We start from the raw sequence: 15,644 nt of genomic DNA on the forward strand, positions 1-15,644 counted from the left end.
GGCGAGCCGCCGGGTTTGCCGGCCCGGAGACACCGTGAGTTCCTACCTTCCTGCGATCTTCGCGATCGTTCTTTCGTACCTGCTGGGTTCGCTGTCCTTTGCGGTCATCGTCAGCAAGGCGCTCGGCATGGCCGATCCGCGCAGCTATGGCAGCAAGAATCCCGGCGCCACGAACGTGCTGCGATCCGGCAACAAGGGGGCAGCACTGGCCACGCTGCTGCTGGATGCGCTCAAGGGGTGGGTTCCGGTCTTCGTGGTCAATCACTATGGCAGCCACTGGGGTTTGGGGCAGGGCACGGCGGCCGTGGCCGGTTTCGCGGCCTTCCTCGGTCACCTTTACCCCGTGTTCTTCGGATTCCAGGGCGGCAAGGGCGTTGCGACGGCCGCGGGCGCGCTGGTCGGGATCGACTGGCTGCTGGGCTTGGCGACCGGCTGCACCTGGCTGATCGTTGCCATCTTCTTCCGCTATTCGTCGCTGGCCTCGATCGTCGCGGCGTTCTTTGCGCCGGCCTACTACCTGATCGGCGGCCGGATCGCATGGCCGCTGGATCTCACGGTGCTGCTGTCGCTCGTGTCCATCAGCCTGCTGCTGATCTGGCGGCACCGCGAAAACATCCGTCGGCTGGCCGCCGGCACCGAGTCGAAGCTCGGCTCGAAAACCAAGAAATAGGAGCACGCCATGGCATCCATCCAGCGTTTTCACGTCGGCCCGCGCCTGAGCGAAACAGCCGTCCACAACGGCACCATCTACCTTGCCGGGCAGGTGCCCGACGACACCACGCAGGACATCCGCGGCCAGACGGCACAGGTGCTCGCGATGGTCGACCGCCTCCTGGCCGAGGCCGGCAGCGACAAGTCGCGCATCCTGATGACGCAGATCTTTCTGGCCGACATCAACGACATCGGCGTGATGAACGAGGTGTGGGACGCCTGGATCCCTGCCGGCAACACGCCGCCGCGCGCGACGGTGCAAGCCGCAATGGCCAACCCGGGCTACAGGATCGAGATCGTGGTGACGGCCGCGGCGGCCTAGTACCGTTTCTCCAGCACCATCTGGTCCGCATCGCGCCGCATCGAGAAGCGGCTGATGAAGCTGTTGCCGAGCAGGATGTACGGCATCGGCTGCTGCGAGACGACCGCGTCGACGTCATAGACCTCGACGTCGCCGACTCGCACCGAATTGAGACGCACCCGATAGCCCGGCGCTACCCCGTTTGCGGTGTTCATCTGCACCGGCGTGCCTTTGGTGTAGTCGAGTCCGATGCGTTGCGCGTCCGCCATCGACATCGCCACGGCCGTAGCGCCGGTGTCCAGCATGAAGCTGACCGTGCGGCCGTTGATGGCGCCTTGCGTCAGGAAGTGGCCGCCGCTCGATACGGGCAGCACGATGCGCGTGCCGCCGGCCCCGCCGCCGCCGCCGCCGCCGATGCTGACCGGCGTGTCCATGCGAATCGAGACCCGTTTGCCGCCCGACTCGACGGTCGCCTGGTCGCCCTGCAGGCCAACGAGCTTGACACCCTGGAAGGTCTCGCCGACGGCCACGGTCTTCGGCGCGCTGCCATCCACGACCAGGATCGCGCGGCTGCCGATGGTGCCGGTCAGCATGACCGACTGGGCATGCGCGAAGGCGCATGCCGCGACGAGCAGCGCAGGAACGAGCGGTTTCACGGCGCGGCGCTCAATCGCGAAAGTTATTGAAAGTCAGGGGCAGGTCCGACACATCCTTCTTGATCAGCGCCATCGCGGCCTGAAGGTCGTCGCGCTTGGCGCCGGTCACGCGCACCGCGTCGCCCTGGATCGCCGCCTGCACCTTGAGCTTGCTGTCCTTGATGAGGCGCTGGATCTTCTTGGCGGTCTCGGATTCGATGCCGTTCTTGACCTTGAACACCTGCTTGACCTTGTCGCCGCCGATCTTCTGGACGTCGCCCTTGTCGAGAAAGCGCACGTCGACGCTTCGCTTGGTGAGCTTGTTGCGCAGGATGTCTTCGACCTGCACGAGTTGGAACTCGGCGTCGCCGATCAGGGTGATTTCCTTGTCCTTGAGTTCGACGGCGGCTGCGGTGCCCTTGAAGTCGAAGCGGGTGGCGATTTCCTTGGCGGTGTTCTCCACTGCGTTCTTGACCTCGGGCAGGTTGGGTTCACAAACAGTGTCGAAAGACGGCATGAAGGCTCCGGCAGCAACAGAATGAAAAGAGGGCCGCACGCAGTGCCGCGCGGCGTACGAATGCGACAATTCTCCCATGATCGTGGAGCACAACGTACCGCTGCAGCAGCACAACAGCTTCGGCATCGTCGCGCGCGCGCAGCATCTCGTGCGCATCGGCGAAGAAGCCGACGTGGCTGCGTTATTGGCGGACGATAGATGGCGAGAGGCGCCCAAGTTCGTGCTCGGCGGCGGCAGCAACATCGTGCTGACGGGCGACGTCAAGCCGCTGGTGCTCAAGGTCGAGATCAAGGGCCGGCGGCTGGTGGAAGAAACCTCGCGCGCCTGGATCGTCGAGGCGGGCGCCGGCGAGATCTGGCACGACACGGTGCGCTGGACCCTGGAACAGGGCTACCCCGGGCTCGAAAACTTCGCGCTCATTCCGGGCACGGTGGGCGGCTCTCCCGTGCAGAACATCGGGGCCTATGGCGTCGAACTGCAGGACCGCTTCCATTCGCTCGACGCGATCGATATCGAAACCGGCCGCTCGTTCACGCTCGATGCGGCGCAGTGCGCCTTCGGCTATCGCGACTCGGTCTTCAAGCACGTCGGCGCCGGCGAGAACGATTTCGGGCTTGCCGGACGGGCGTTGATCACGCGGGTGCGGTTTCGCCTGCCCAGGCCCTGGAAGCCGGAACTCGGCTATCTCGACCTCGAACGCAAGATGGGCGAGACCGGCAACTTCTCGCCGAGTGCCATGGAGATCTTCGACTGGATCTGCGCGATCCGCCGTGCGAAGCTGCCCGACTGGCGCGTGCTCGGCAACGCCGGGAGTTTCTTCAAGAATCCGACCGTGACGCCGGAGCAGTGCGCGGACATCATCGCGCGCGACCCGAAGATCGTTCACTACCCGATGGCGGACGGCAGCATCAAGCTGGCAGCCGGCTGGCTGATCGATGCCTGCGGCTGGAAGGGGAAGTCGGTCGGGAATGCGGGCGTCTACGAACGTCAGGCGCTGGTCCTGGTGAACCGGGGCGGCAAGGAAAACCCGGTGACCGGCGGCGAAGTGATGACGTTGGCCAAGGCCATTCAGACCAGCGTGTACGAGCGCTTCGGCATCCGTCTGGAGCCCGAGCCGGTAGTCGTCTGAGCGGCCGAGCCTGGAGGGCATTCGCCTTCCCGCGGGCACGAAAAAAGCAGGCGCGTGGCCTGCTTTTCTGTTGGTTTGCCGACTGATGATCCGGCGACCTACTCGCCCTTGCCGTCGTCGTTCGTGAGCTTCGGCAGCGCCGCACCCTGGCTCGACACGAGCAGGCCCGTCTGCGTGTAGATCTTCAGCTTGTCGCGCGTGTCGGTGATGTCGAGGTTGCGCATCGTCAACTGGCCGATCCGGTCCGCCGGCGAGAACGTCGATTCGCCCTTTTCCATGGTCAGCCGCTCGGGCTGGTAGGTCAGGTTGGGCGATTCGGTGTTCAGGATCGAGTAGTCGTTGCCGCGGCGCAGCTCGATCGTGACTTCACCCGTGACGGCGCGTGCGACCCAGCGCTGGGCGGTTTCGCGCAGCATGATGGCTTGCGGATCGAACCAGCGGCCCTGATAGAGCAGGCGTCCCAGGCGGCGGCCGTGGTCGCGGTATTGCTCGATCGTGTCTTCGTTGTGGATGCCGGTGACCAGCCGCTCGTAGGCGATGAACAGCAGCGCGAGCCCGGGGGCTTCGTAGATGCCGCGGCTCTTCGCTTCGATGATGCGGTTCTCGATCTGGTCGCTCATGCCCAGGCCGTGGCGGCCGCCGACGCGGTTGGCTTCGAGGATCAGGTCCACGAGGCTCGCGTATTCGACGCCGTTGATCGCCACGGGGCGGCCTTCGACGAAGCGCACCGTCACTTCTTCGCGCTTGACCTCGACTTCGTCCTTCCAGAAGGCGACGCCCATGATCGGCTGCACGATCTTCATGCCGCTGTTCAGGTGCTCGAGGTCCTTGGCCTCGTGCGTGGCGCCGAGCATGTTGGAGTCCGTGGAGTAGGCCTTCTCGGCCGACATCTTGTAGGCGAAGCCGGCCTTCTGCATGAACGCCGACATCTCGGCGCGGCCGCCCAGTTCGTCGATGAAAGTCTGGTCGAGCCAGGGCTTGTAGATCTTCAGCGCCGGGTTGGTGAGCAGCCCGTAGCGGTAGAAGCGCTCGATGTCGTTGCCCTTGTAGGTGCTGCCGTCGCCCCAGATGTTGACGTCGTCTTCCTTCATGGCCGACACGAGCATCGTGCCGGTGACCGCGCGGCCGAGCGGCGTGGTGTTGAAGTAGGTCAGGCCTGCCGTCGTGACGTGGAAGGCGCCGGCCTGCAACGCGGCGATGCCTTCGGCCGCGAGTTGCGTGCGGCAGTCGATCAGGCGGGCCTTCTCGGCGCCGTAGAGCATCGCCTTGCGCGGGATCTCGTCGTAGTCCGGCTCGTCGGGCTGGCCGAGGTTGGCGGTGTAGGCGTAGGGGATGGCGCCCTTGTTGCGCATCCAGTGCAGCGCCGCGCTGGTGTCGAGGCCGCCGGAGAAGGCGATGCCGACCTTCTGGCCGACCGGAACGTTCTGAAGAATGGTGGACATGCTCGAATCCCGTTTCAACCGAAGTGGCAGATGTAGCTGTAGGGCTCTCCGCTCACGCGGATCTCGAAGGACGAGTTGCCGGGAACGCTGAACTTCTCGCCCACGCCCGAGGCCACCCAGGTGTCGCTGCCGGCGAGCTTGTACTCGCAGCGGCCGCTCGTGCCTTCCATGATTTCCGGCGCGCCGGTGTTGAAGGTGAGCGTGGACGGCAGGATCACGCCGACCGATTTCTTGGTGCCGTCGGCGAGCGTGAGGCCATGGCTCACGCACTTGCCGTCGAAGTACACATTCGCCTTGGTCGTGACCGAGACGTTCTGGAGGGATTCGGTTGTGCTCATGAATAGGAGGGCGTGGTGCCGGCTGCGCTGGGCATCCGGCGGCGCGCCCCTTGCAGGACGCGCCCGTGCGTTGATTGGAAAGCCCGTGATTTTAGGCTTCCGGCCGGCCCTCCCGGCCAATCGGGCTCAACGCCAGCCGCGCGAGTAGCCGAAGCCCAGCGAGATGCCGATCGGCGGCCAGGCGTAGGCAGGCGGCGCGTAGTAAGCGGGGGCCGGGTAGTAGGCCGGGGCCGCCGGCTGCACGTAGACGGGGGCGGGACCATAGACCGGCGCCGGTGCGACGGCACCGCCGCCGGAGACCACCACGCCCTGCTCGGGCACGACGTTGTCCCAGCTCTGGGGAGCGGGCGCCTGCGGTTGCGCGTACTGCTGCTGTCCGTATGGCTCCTGTCCATACTGCTGCTGTCCATACTGCTGCTGACCGTACTGCTGCTGACCGTACTGCTGCTGCGCAGGAACGGGCGACGTGATGCCGTAGCTGTTGGCATCGACCCAGATGCTCGCGCCCGGCGGCGTGCGGGTCTGCGTCGTGTACTGGCGGCCGGCGTATTCGTAGGTGACGTGGTAGCTGACGCTGCCATTGGGTTCGGTGATCGGCGACGAGGTGATCACGCGGGCCTGCACCTGTTCCGCGTGGGCCATCGTGGCGGCGCCGCCGAGTGCGGCGGCGAACGCGGAAATGGCGGAAATCCTGCGAATCATCTTCGTGTTCATGTCAAAAAAACTCCTGAAATGGCCTCCGTGGCCTCCGTAACGAGATTGGACGCCGTTCGGCTGACTGGGTTCAACTGTTTACACGGGCGACACAACGTGGCTTTTCCACTGAGCCGCGTCGAATCCCGTTGTCACGTTCCGCCCGGAACCCCACTGAACGACGGGTCGCTTGATGAGGCTGGGATGGGCCAGGAGAACGGCTCGCGCCGAGGGCGCGTCGACGACTGCCGCGCGTGTGGCGTCGTCGAGGCGGCGCCACGTGGTTCCGCGTCGATTGACCAACGCCTCCCAACCCGGCGATTCCAGCCATCGAGCGAGTTCGGCCTCGGGCACGCCGTCCTTCTTGAAGTCATGGAAGCGGTACGCGACGCCATGCGCGTCGAGCCAGGTGCGGGCGCGCTTCACGGTGTCGCAATTGGTGATGCCATAGAGAGTCGTCATCCCCCGATGATGCCCGCGGTGCTCCTGGGCGACAATTCAGGGCTCCATGAAAACCCTTGCCGACTGGCTCGCGCACGCCGAGCACCTGCATCCCAAGAACATCGAACTCGGCCTCGACCGGGTCCGCGCCGTGGCCGAAAAGGTCGGCCTTTCGTTCGAATGTCCCGTGATCACGGTGGCCGGCACCAATGGCAAGGGTTCCACCTGCGCGATGCTGGAGTCGATCCTCACGCATGCGGGTTATCGCACCGCCGTCTTTACCTCGCCGCACCTGGTCCGTTTCGAGGAGCGACTCCGCCTGCGCGGAGAGGCCGTCGACGGCGCCGAACTCGCGAAGCATTTCGAAACCGTCGAGCGCATGCGCGGCGAAGTCGCCCTGACCTATTTCGAGTTCACGACGCTGGCCATCCTGCTGTGCATCGCCGCGAACAAGCCCGATGTGGCCATCCTGGAAGTCGGCCTGGGCGGCCGGCTCGATGCGGTGAACATCGTCGATGCCGATTGCGCGGTGATCACCAGCATCGACCTCGATCACATGGAATACCTCGGCCCCGATCGCGAGAGCATCGGGCGCGAAAAGGCCGGCGTCCTGCGAGCGGGCCGTCCCGCGATCGTGAGCGACCCCGTGCCGCCGCAGAGCGTGATCGAGCATGCCAATGCCATCGGCGCCGATCTCTGGCTCGTCGGGCGCGACTTCAACGTGGCGGGCGACAAGCAGCAGTGGGGCTGGAGCGGCCGCGGCCGGCGCTACAGCGGGCTCGCCTATCCGGCGCTTCGCGGCGCCAATCAGCTGGTCAATGCCGCGGGCGTGCTCGCTGCGCTCGAGTCGCTGCGGCCGCGTCTTCCGATCACCGCGCAGGCGGTGCGCAATGGCCTTGCGATGGTGGAACTGCCCGGGCGCTTCCAGATCATCCCGGGCGAGCCCGCGCTCGTGCTGGACGTCGCGCACAACGCGCACGCGGTCGCGGCGCTGGCGGAGAACCTCGACGCGATGGGCTTCTATCCGACGACGCACGGTGTGTTCGGCGTCATGGCCGACAAGGATCTGGACCCGATCCTCTCGCGCATCGGACCGATGATCGACCGCTGGTATTTCACCGATCTGCCGACGCCGCGCGCTGCCGGGGCGGACGACCTGCTCGCCCGCTGGCAGGCGCAAAACAAGCGCACCGATGTCGCAGGCAGCGTGCATCACTCCCCGATGGAGGCACTGCAGGCGGCCATCGTTCGGGCAGACCCCACTGATAGAATCGTGGTCTTCGGATCGTTCTTCACCGTGGGTGGTGTGCTCGAGCACGGAACCCCCCGTCTGCGGGCCAGGCACCTGTCCTCCGGTTCCTGAATCAGCCTGATTTCCGGCGCTCTTTCCACTTCACGCTGCACTCCATCAGGAAAACGAATTTCATGGCGTTCTTCAAGTTCCGCGAACGCGGTCCTCAGGGCAACGAAGGGCGAAATTCCGCCGTCGCCGCACCGCCGGCGGAAAGCATTGAAGCCATGCGCCGGCGCGCGCGGCACCGGCTGCTCGGCGCGGCCGTGCTGGTGCTCATCGGCGTGGTCGGCTTTCCCCTGCTGTTCGACACACAGCCTCGGCCGGTCGCCGTCGACATTCCGATCGAGATCCCGGACCGGAACAAGGCCAAGCCGCTGGTCGTCCCGCCCACCCCCGCACCTGCGCCCGCCGCGGGCGCCAAGCCGAGCACGTCGTCCGTGCCGGCCGGGGACGATGGCGTGATCACCGAGGCCGCGGACGGTACCGAGATCCCTGCTTCGAAGCTGGCGGCCGTGACGCCGCCCGCCGCGGCCAAGTCCGAGCCCGCGCCTGCACCAAAGCCCGAAGCCAGGCCGGAGCCCAAGCCCGAACCCAAGGTGAAGCCGGAGCCGAAGACCGAGGCCAGATCGGAGCCGAAGTCGGAGCCGAAGTCCGAACCCAAGCCCGCCGCCCCCAAGCCGGCGCCTTCCGATGACGGCAGCCGGGCTCGCGCATTGCTCGACGGCAAGCCGGCCACCGCCACCGCGACGGCTGCGAAGACGGCCGCTGCTTCCGAAGACAACGGTCGCTTCGTCGTGCAGGTCGGTGCCTTTGCCGATTCGGACAAGGCCAGGGAGGTGCGCCAGAAGCTTGAAAAGGCTGGCCTCAAGACCTATACGAATGTCGCGAAGACGTCCGACGGCGAGCGCACGCGGGTGCGCGTCGGGCCTTTCGCCTCGCGTGCCGAGGCGGACAAGGCGGCGAGCAAGGTCAAGGGCTTGTCTTTGCCGGCGGCCGTCCTCAGCTTGTAGCCTGCGGCGAAGCGACGTGGTTCTTCTCGACTGGATCGCGGTCGTGCTTGTCGTGGTGTCGATGTTGCTGGGGCTGCTGCGCGGACTGGTGTTCGAAGTCGTGCTGCTGGCGGGATGGGTCGCTGCCTTCCTGTGCGCCCAATGGCTGGCGGACGACGTGGGCCGGTGGCTGCCGTTCGGCGAGCCCGCAGCGACCTGGCGTTATGCGGCGGGATTCGTCCTGGTGTTTGTCGCTGTCGCCTTCAGCGTGGGGCTGGTAGCGACGGTGACTCGGAAGCTGGTGACCGCGATCGGGTTGCGTCCGGTGGATCGCGTTCTCGGTGGCGTCTTCGGCGTGGCGCGCGGCGCGCTGGCGCTGCTCGCCCTGGCGGTTGTTGTTCATTTGCTGGCGTTGAGCGACAGTGCCTGGTGGCACGAATCGCGCAGCGCCATTGTTCTCGACGCGGCATTGCAGGGCCTGAAGCCTGCCTTGCCTGAAAAGTTGGCAAGCTACCTGCCCTGAGAGGATTGCTTCATGTGTGGAATCGTCGGCGTTGTCAGCAACGCTCCCGTCAATCAGCTGCTCTACGACGCGCTGCTGCTCCTGCAGCATCGCGGCCAGGATGCCGCCGGCATCGTCACCTTGCAGCAGCGCAAGTTCTTCATGCACAAGGCCAAGGGCATGGTTCGCGACGTGTTCCGCACGCGCAACATGCGGGCGCTGCCCGGTGACATCGGCCTGGGGCAGGTGCGCTATCCCACCGCTGGCAATGCCTACAGCGAGGAAGAAGCGCAGCCGTTCTACGTGAACGCGCCGTTCGGCATCGTGCTGGTCCACAACGGCAACCTCACGAACGCCCACGCGCTGCGTGCCGAGCTGTTCTCCACCGATCACCGCCATACCAACACCGAGAGCGATTCGGAAGTGCTGCTCAACGTGCTGGCGCACGAGATCGATCGCGCGACGCGCGGCGGCGCGTTCACCTCGGCGACGCTGTTCGAAGCCGTGCGCAACGTGCACAAGCGGCTGCGCGGCTCGTATGCCGTGGTGGCGCTGATCGCAGGTCATGGCCTGCTTGCGTTTCGCGATCCCTATGGCATCCGGCCGCTCGCGATCGGCCGCGGTGCCGACGGCACAGTGATGGTGGCAAGCGAATCGGTTGCGCTCGAAGGCTCCGGCCATGTGTTCGAACGCAACATCGCCCCGGGCGAAGCGGTCTTCGTGGACCTGCAGGGGCAGGTGCACTCGGAGCAGTGCGCGGACTCGCCGACGCTCAACCCCTGCATCTTCGAATTCGTCTACCTGGCCCGGCCCGATTCGGTGCTCGACGGCATCTCGGTCTACCAGGCCCGCCTCAATCTCGGCGAGACGCTGGCCAAGCGCGTGGTCTCGACCGTGCCGCCCAGCGAGATCGACGTCATCATCCCGATCCCCGAATCGAGCCGGCCGAGCGCGACGCAACTGGCGCATTTGCTGGGCATTCCATACCGCGAAGGTTTCGTCAAGAACCGCTATGTCGGCCGCACCTTCATCATGCCGGGGCAGGGCGTGCGCAAGAAGTCCGTGCGCCAGAAGCTCAACGTGATCGGCAGCGAATTCAAGGGCCGCAATGTGCTGCTGGTCGACGACTCGATCGTTCGCGGCACCACCAGCCGCGAGATCGTCCAGATGGCGCGCGACGCCGGCGCCCGCAAGGTCTATCTCGCCAGCGCCGCACCGCCGGTGCGCTATCCGAACGTCTACGGCATCGACATGCCGACCAAGGACGAGCTGGTGGCGCACGACCGCACCATCGAGGAAATCCGCGAACTGATCGGCTGCGATGCCTTGATCTACCAGGACGTCGATGCGATGAAGCGCGCGATCGGTTCGATCAACCCCAAGCTCGACGGCTTCGACGCCTCCTGCTTCGACGGCGTCTACGTGACCGGCGACATCGACACCGAGGCGATCACGCGCATGAACGGCAACCGTCCGCGCATCGAGGAGACCGAGGAGGATTCCTCGCGCCTCGCACTGCCCAACCTGAGCTGAGCGCCGACGTGACAGACCACTCCCTTCCGCCGGGCTTGCACCGCGACACGCTGGCCGTGCGCACGGCCCTCGAGCGCAGCCAGTACGGCGAGAACTCCGAGGCCTTGTTCCTCACCAGCAGTTTCGTTCAGCCGGACGCAGAGACCTCGGCGCGACGCTTCGCCGGCACCGAAGACGGCTTTACCTACACCCGCACGTCAAATCCCACCGTCGCGAGTTTCGAGAGACGCCTCGCGGCGCTCGAAGGCACCGAGGCGGCCATCGGCGCATCGAGCGGCATGGGCGCGATCCTCATGATGTGCATGGGGCTGCTCAAGGCCGGCGACCATGTGGTGTGCTCGCGCTCCGTGTTCGGATCGACGCTCAACCTGATCGGCCGCGAGTTCGGCAAGTTCGGCGTCGAGACCACCTTCGTGTCGCAGACCGACGTCGCCGAATGGAAAGCCGCGATCCGTCCAACGACCAAGCTGCTCTTCGCCGAAACGCCGACCAATCCGCTGACCGACGTGTGCGACATCCGCGCGCTCGCCGATCTCGCGCATGACGCCGGCGCGCTGCTCGCGGTGGACAACTGCTTCTGCTCTCCGGCGCTGCAGCGTCCCACCGAACTGGGCGCGGACCTCGTCATCCATTCGGGCACCAAGTACCTCGAAGGGCAGGGCCGTGTGCTGGCCGGCGCGATCTGCGGTTCGGCCAAGCTGATCAACGAGGTGTTCGGCCCGGTGGTCCGGACCGCGGGCATGGCGCTTTCGCCGTTCAATGCGTGGGTCGTGCTCAAGGGCCTCGAAACGCTCGGCATCCGCATGCAGGCCCATTGCGCCGGCGCACTCGCGCTCGCGCAATGGCTCGAAACGCAGCCGGGCGTTTCGCGCGTCTACTACCCGGGGCTGAAATCTCATCCGCAGCATGAGCTTGCGATGCGGCAGCAGTCCGGCATGGGCGGCGCGGTCGTGTCCTTCGACGTGCTCGGCGATACCCCCGAAGTGGCGCGTGCCAATGCCTTCCAGGTAATCGACAGCACCCGTGTGCTGAGCATCACCGCCAACCTCGGCGACACCAAGACGACCATCACACATCCGGCCACGACTTCGCACGGGCGCCTGACCGAGGCGCAGCGACAGGCGGCCGGCATCAGCCAGGGCCTGATCCGCGTCGCGGTCGGGCTGGATCACCTCGACGACATCAAGGCCGACTTGCTGCGCGGCCTCGGCACCCTCGCATGACGCAAAAGACCCGTACCCGTTTCGCCCCTTCGCCGACCGGCTTCATCCACCTCGGCAACATCCGCTCCGCGCTCTATCCGTGGGCGTTCGCGCGCTCCACCGGCGGCGATTTCATTCTGCGGATCGAAGATACCGACCTCGAGCGTTCGACGCAGGCGGCGGTCGATGTCATCCTCGAAGGCATGGAGTGGCTCGGCCTCGACCACGATGAAGGCCCGTACTACCAGATGCAGCGCATGGACCGCTACAAGGCAGTCCTCGCGGAGATGCAGACGGCCGGCCTGGTGTACCCGTGCTACATGAGCGTTGCGGAACTCGATGCGTTGCGCGAGAAGCAGATGGCCGCGAAAGAGAAGCCGCGCTACGACGGCACCTGGCGCCCCGAACCCGGCAAGACGCTGCCGCAGATTCCCGAAGGCGTGCAGCCCGTGCTGCGCTTCCGCAATCCGCAGGGCGGCGTGGTCGCGTGGGACGACAAGGTCAAGGGCCGCATCGAGATCAGCAACGACGAGCTCGACGATCTGGTCATCGCGCGCCCGGACGGCACGCCCACCTACAACTTCTGCGTGGTGGTCGACGACATCGACATGGCGATCACGCACGTCATCCGTGGCGACGACCACGTGAACAACACGCCGCGCCAGATCAACATCTTCCGCGCACTGGGCAAGGAACCGCCGGTGTACGCGCACCTTCCGACCGTGCTCAACGAGCAGGGCGAGAAGATGAGCAAGCGCAACGGCGCCAAGCCCGTCACGCAGTTCCGCGACGAAGGCTTCCTGCCCGATGCCATGGTTAACTACCTCGCGCGCCTGGGCTGGAGCCACGGCGACGACGAGATCTTCTCGCGCGCACAGTTCATCGAGTGGTTCGATCTCGATCACCTGGGCCGCAGCGCGGCGCAGTTCGACGAGGCCAAGCTGCGTTGGGTGAATGCGCAACATCTGAAGGCCATGGCCGACGAGGCCTTGGCACCGCTCGTGGCGGACCGGTTGAAGAAGCGAGGCATCGGGGCCGACGAACGACTGCCGGCGATCTGCGGCCTGTTCAAGGATCGTTGCGAGACGACCGTTGCGCTCGCCGGCTGGGCTGCGGCCTTCTATGCGGACGTGTCGGCGAGCGAAGCCGATCGTGCGCAGCACCTGACCGATGCGGTTCGGCCCGCGATCGCGACGCTGGCGGACAAGCTCGCCACCGCCGTCTGGGACAAGCCTTCGATCGCCGCAGCCATCAAGGAAGTGCTCGCTGCACATGGCCTTAAAATGCCGGCTCTCGCGATGCCCGTGCGGGTTCTGGTGATGGGAACACCCCAGACTCCGTCGCTCGACGCAGTGCTCTCACTCTTCTCTCGCGAAAAAATTTTGGAGCGGTTGAAGAAAGGCTAAAAAGCTGTATATAATTTGAGGCTCGACACCCGGTAGGGGAAACCTTCAAAAGGGGGTATAGCTCAGCTGGGAGAGCGCTTGCATGGCATGCAAGAGGTCAGCGGTTCGATCCCGCTTACCTCCACCAACAGGGCGTCGAGAAGTGTTAGTCAGTCCAGGTTTTGACCCTATCGTCTAGAGGCCTAGGACATCACCCTTTCACGGTGAGTACCGGGGTTCGAATCCCCGTAGGGTCGCCAAGTTTTGTGGCACTTGGCTCAAGCATCGCAAGATGTGAGAGCGAAAGTCACACCGACGCGGAGTGGTAGTTCAGTTGGTTAGAATACCGGCCTGTCACGCCGGGGGTCGCGGGTTCGAGTCCCGTCCACTCCGCCAAAAAACGGAAAGCCGTTGCAAGTCACCGACCTGCAACGGCTTTTTCCTTTTCTGCCCCCCAAAATTGTTCCGCTGACCTCCTCAATTTGCAGGATGCGCGATGCCGCGTCCCACCGGCAGACTCGCACCCTCATAACGAGGAGGTTCCAGATGGGTTTCGTTCATGTCGTCTGGGGAGGCGCAAGTCTTGTCGCGATCGCGGTGGGTTGGCTCTTGATCGCCTGGCGCGGTGGCAAGCATCTGAACGAACGCCTCACCGAGCAGCTTTCACGCTCGGCCGCCCTCGAGCGGGAGTGCAGCACCCTTCGCTGACCAGAGGCGCTGCCGGGTCGCTCTTCTCTCAACTTTCATCCTTCCCTGTCGATAAGCGGTAGCGGTGCGCGAACGCTTTCGGTTTCACGTGCCGTGCATCGTGGAGCCAGGAAGAAGTGAAACGCAGCAAATCGCGAACAGAATCGGTCTTTGAAACAACCGCCGCATTGATGCTGGCCCTGTCGCTGTCCGCTTGTGGCGGCGGTGGAGGTGGTGGGGGAGGCGGCTACATTCCCTCGGGGACGACAGCGACGAGTTCGGGCGACGTGAAGTCGGACGGCAGCAACGCGGTCAAGGCGTCCTGCGTCAACTGCGCGGCGATCAACGACAGCACGTACGCAGGTTCGGGCACCGGCGTCTGGCAGGCGGCCAACGGTTCGTCCGTCCCGGTCGATATGCCGCTCTCCATCTCGGGCCTCAACGGACAGACGGTGACGCTGGTGTTCACCAACGAGAGCACCACGGCTGAAGCGCTTCCGGGACTCGTGGTGCGATCGAGTTCTGAAATCGCAACGACCATCAACAAGGCGTCGGTGCAGCAACCGATCGACGAAGACGATGCTGCCAAGGGCGCGATCCGCGAATTCAACCGATCCGGTTTCGGCAAGCTGCTCGACCCCGCGTCGAAGGCGTCGCCGGGCGTCATGAAATCGATGGCGCCGTCGGCCGCCTATGCCGTCGCCGATCAGCGCAGCATCTTCCTGTATGACCACACGCAGCGCACGGTGCAACTCGCCGCCCAGCGGACCACCGGCGACGGCACGCTCGTCAACGTGTGGGTCCAAACAGGCGAACTCGACGCGGCCCGCGTGTCGAGCGCACTCGCGGCGCGGATGCTCGACAAGTTCGCCACGCAGGGCGGCATCTATGACATGCTGGTCCGCGTCGGCGGACCGCTTTGGGGCGAGCACGGCATGAGCCAGCTGATCGCCGGCAGCGGCCAGCCGCTGGACATCTTCATCGTGAACTTCAAGCCCGACCACCAGCCTTATGGCCTCGTGGGCTACTTCTGGGGATTGAACAATTTCAAGACCGGGAGCGGCGACCTCGCCTACAGCAACGAATCGCTGAGCCTGTATCTCGATTCCGAGTCGCTCTATCTCGATGGCGAAAACGGCGTGAAGCAGATCGCCACCGTCATGGCGCACGAAGGCATGCACATGCAGAACTTCTACCGGCGCGGCGTGAAGATGGGTTCGGACTACACCTACGACACCTGGCTCGAGGAGATGTCGGCGCTGATGATGGAGGACTGGGCGAGCTTCAACATCGACCCGAGCCACAACGCGATCCGCGATTCGCGCTACCCGTACTACCTGAGTTACAACGGCGCCGGCAGCTACAACTGCGGCCTCACCGAGTGGACGCCGATGGGCGCCACCTGCGAGAGCTACGCGGTCACGGGCTCGTTCGGCGGCTTCCTCAACCGCCAGCTCGGGCTCGACTTCTACAAGGCACTGCTGGCGAGCAGCGGCGCGAAGGACTCGACCGAGATCCTCGACAAGGCGATCAAGTCGCGGCGACCCGATTCGAGCGTCGGCCAGGAGCTGCGCCGCTTCGCGGCGGCATCGGCGGGGCTGATTCCGCTGGGGGCCGGCATCGCCGAATACAGCATGCCGGCGCGCATCGAAGACGTCTTCAATCTGCCAGCCATCGATCCCGCGAGCCTCGGCAGCGGCAACCGCAAGCTGCCGCAGGCCGCGCCATCGCTGCTGCAGGCGCTCGCGAGCTTCCCGGTGATCCGGTCGAACGTCGCGGGGACCTACAGCGAAGCGGTGCGCGTTCCGCCGGGCACCACGCTGTCCGTGATCATCAACTGATCGA

17 protein-coding genes and 3 tRNA genes are annotated in these 15,644 nt (G+C 65.4%); 14 read left to right on the forward strand and 6 right to left on the reverse strand.

Annotated features, from left to right (window positions below; all coding sequences use genetic code 11):
- Window positions 1–34 precede the first annotated feature (34 nt).
- Together plsY and WKW77_RS08695 are read left to right on the forward strand one after the other, a co-directional pair.
- Window positions 35–670 (forward strand): glycerol-3-phosphate 1-O-acyltransferase PlsY, encoded by a 636-nt coding sequence (gene plsY, locus WKW77_RS08690; RefSeq protein WP_340356456.1) that lies wholly within the window; start codon window positions 35–37, stop codon window positions 668–670.
- Between the two features lie 9 nt (window positions 671–679).
- On the forward strand, window positions 680–1,033 hold the full coding sequence (locus WKW77_RS08695) for a RidA family protein (RefSeq protein WP_340356457.1): 354 nt from the start codon (window positions 680–682) through the stop codon (window positions 1,031–1,033).
- Here WKW77_RS08695 and WKW77_RS08700 read toward each other — a convergent pair.
- Window positions 1,030–1,605, reverse strand: coding sequence for a retropepsin-like aspartic protease family protein (locus WKW77_RS08700; RefSeq protein ID WP_422823165.1), 576 nt, complete (start codon window positions 1,603–1,605; stop codon window positions 1,030–1,032). The genes WKW77_RS08695 and WKW77_RS08700 overlap by 4 nt on opposite strands.
- Before the next feature lie 73 nt (window positions 1,606–1,678).
- The gene (locus tag WKW77_RS08705; RefSeq protein ID WP_340356459.1) at window positions 1,679–2,164 is read right to left on the reverse strand and encodes a YajQ family cyclic di-GMP-binding protein; all 486 of its coding nucleotides are present in this window, start codon (window positions 2,162–2,164) and stop codon (window positions 1,679–1,681) included.
- Between the two features lie 76 nt (window positions 2,165–2,240).
- Between WKW77_RS08705 and murB the strand changes: the two genes are divergently transcribed.
- A complete protein-coding gene (gene murB, locus WKW77_RS08710; RefSeq protein WP_340356460.1) occupies window positions 2,241–3,293 on the forward strand; it encodes a UDP-N-acetylmuramate dehydrogenase in 1,053 nt (350 codons plus the stop codon).
- Window positions 3,294–3,391: 98 nt separating this feature from the next.
- On the opposite strand, the gene argG is transcribed toward murB, so the two are convergent.
- The 4 genes from argG to WKW77_RS08730 all read right to left on the reverse strand — a co-directional run bounded on the left by argG (window position 3,392) and on the right by WKW77_RS08730 (window position 6,228).
- Entirely contained in the window at window positions 3,392–4,735 is a 1,344-nt protein-coding gene (gene argG, locus WKW77_RS08715) for an argininosuccinate synthase (RefSeq protein ID WP_340356461.1), read from the reverse strand.
- A 14-nt stretch (window positions 4,736–4,749) separates the two neighbouring features.
- Window positions 4,750–5,073: a pyrimidine/purine nucleoside phosphorylase gene (ppnP, locus tag WKW77_RS08720; protein WP_340356462.1), complete on the reverse strand. Its 324-nt coding sequence runs from the start codon at window positions 5,071–5,073 to the stop codon at window positions 4,750–4,752.
- A 126-nt stretch (window positions 5,074–5,199) separates the two neighbouring features.
- A complete protein-coding gene (locus WKW77_RS08725; protein ID WP_340356463.1) occupies window positions 5,200–5,787 on the reverse strand; it encodes a hypothetical protein in 588 nt (195 codons plus the stop codon).
- 78 nt (window positions 5,788–5,865) lie between these two features.
- Window positions 5,866–6,228 (reverse strand): ArsC family reductase, encoded by a 363-nt coding sequence (locus WKW77_RS08730; RefSeq protein ID WP_340356464.1) that lies wholly within the window; start codon window positions 6,226–6,228, stop codon window positions 5,866–5,868.
- 34 nt (window positions 6,229–6,262) lie between these two features.
- Here WKW77_RS08730 and folC point away from each other — a divergent pair, with 34 nt between their 5' ends.
- The 11 genes from folC to WKW77_RS08785 all read left to right on the forward strand — a co-directional run bounded on the left by folC (window position 6,263) and on the right by WKW77_RS08785 (window position 15,640).
- Complete coding sequence (folC, locus tag WKW77_RS08735) at window positions 6,263–7,570, forward strand: bifunctional tetrahydrofolate synthase/dihydrofolate synthase (RefSeq protein ID WP_422823166.1); 1,308 nt, start codon at window positions 6,263–6,265, stop codon at window positions 7,568–7,570.
- Window positions 7,571–7,632: 62 nt separating this feature from the next.
- Window positions 7,633–8,511 carry an SPOR domain-containing protein gene (locus tag WKW77_RS08740; RefSeq protein WP_340356466.1) on the forward strand — a complete coding sequence of 293 codons (879 nt, stop codon included), beginning with the start codon at window positions 7,633–7,635 and terminating at the stop codon, window positions 8,509–8,511.
- Window positions 8,512–8,527: 16 nt separating this feature from the next.
- Window positions 8,528–9,013, forward strand: a complete 486-nt coding sequence (locus WKW77_RS08745; protein ID WP_340356467.1) for a CvpA family protein — start codon at window positions 8,528–8,530, stop codon at window positions 9,011–9,013.
- Window positions 9,014–9,025: 12 nt separating this feature from the next.
- The gene (gene purF / locus WKW77_RS08750; RefSeq protein WP_340356468.1) at window positions 9,026–10,525 is read left to right on the forward strand and encodes an amidophosphoribosyltransferase; all 1,500 of its coding nucleotides are present in this window, start codon (window positions 9,026–9,028) and stop codon (window positions 10,523–10,525) included.
- An 8-nt stretch (window positions 10,526–10,533) separates the two neighbouring features.
- Window positions 10,534–11,748 carry an O-succinylhomoserine sulfhydrylase gene (locus WKW77_RS08755; RefSeq protein ID WP_340356469.1) on the forward strand — a complete coding sequence of 405 codons (1,215 nt, stop codon included), beginning with the start codon at window positions 10,534–10,536 and terminating at the stop codon, window positions 11,746–11,748.
- Entirely contained in the window at window positions 11,745–13,133 is a 1,389-nt protein-coding gene (gene gltX / locus WKW77_RS08760; RefSeq protein ID WP_340356470.1) for a glutamate--tRNA ligase, read from the forward strand. Before WKW77_RS08755 ends, gltX begins: the two co-directional genes overlap by 4 nt.
- A gap of 51 nt (window positions 13,134–13,184) precedes the next feature.
- Window positions 13,185–13,260 (forward strand) — tRNA-Ala (locus WKW77_RS08765).
- A 36-nt stretch (window positions 13,261–13,296) separates the two neighbouring features.
- Window positions 13,297–13,372 (forward strand) — tRNA-Glu (locus tag WKW77_RS08770).
- A gap of 59 nt (window positions 13,373–13,431) precedes the next feature.
- Window positions 13,432–13,508, forward strand: a tRNA-Asp gene (locus WKW77_RS08775).
- Between the two features lie 15 nt (window positions 13,509–13,523).
- Window positions 13,524–13,820: a hypothetical protein gene (locus WKW77_RS08780; RefSeq protein ID WP_340356471.1), complete on the forward strand. Its 297-nt coding sequence runs from the start codon at window positions 13,524–13,526 to the stop codon at window positions 13,818–13,820.
- Between the two features lie 116 nt (window positions 13,821–13,936).
- Window positions 13,937–15,640: a M30 family zinc metallopeptidase gene (locus WKW77_RS08785; protein WP_340356472.1), complete on the forward strand. Its 1,704-nt coding sequence runs from the start codon at window positions 13,937–13,939 to the stop codon at window positions 15,638–15,640.
- The last annotated feature ends 4 nt before the right edge of the window (window positions 15,641–15,644 follow it).

The organism is Variovorax ureilyticus (assembly GCF_037889935.1).
Taxonomy (GTDB): Bacteria; Pseudomonadota; Gammaproteobacteria; order Burkholderiales; family Burkholderiaceae_C; genus Variovorax; species Variovorax ureilyticus.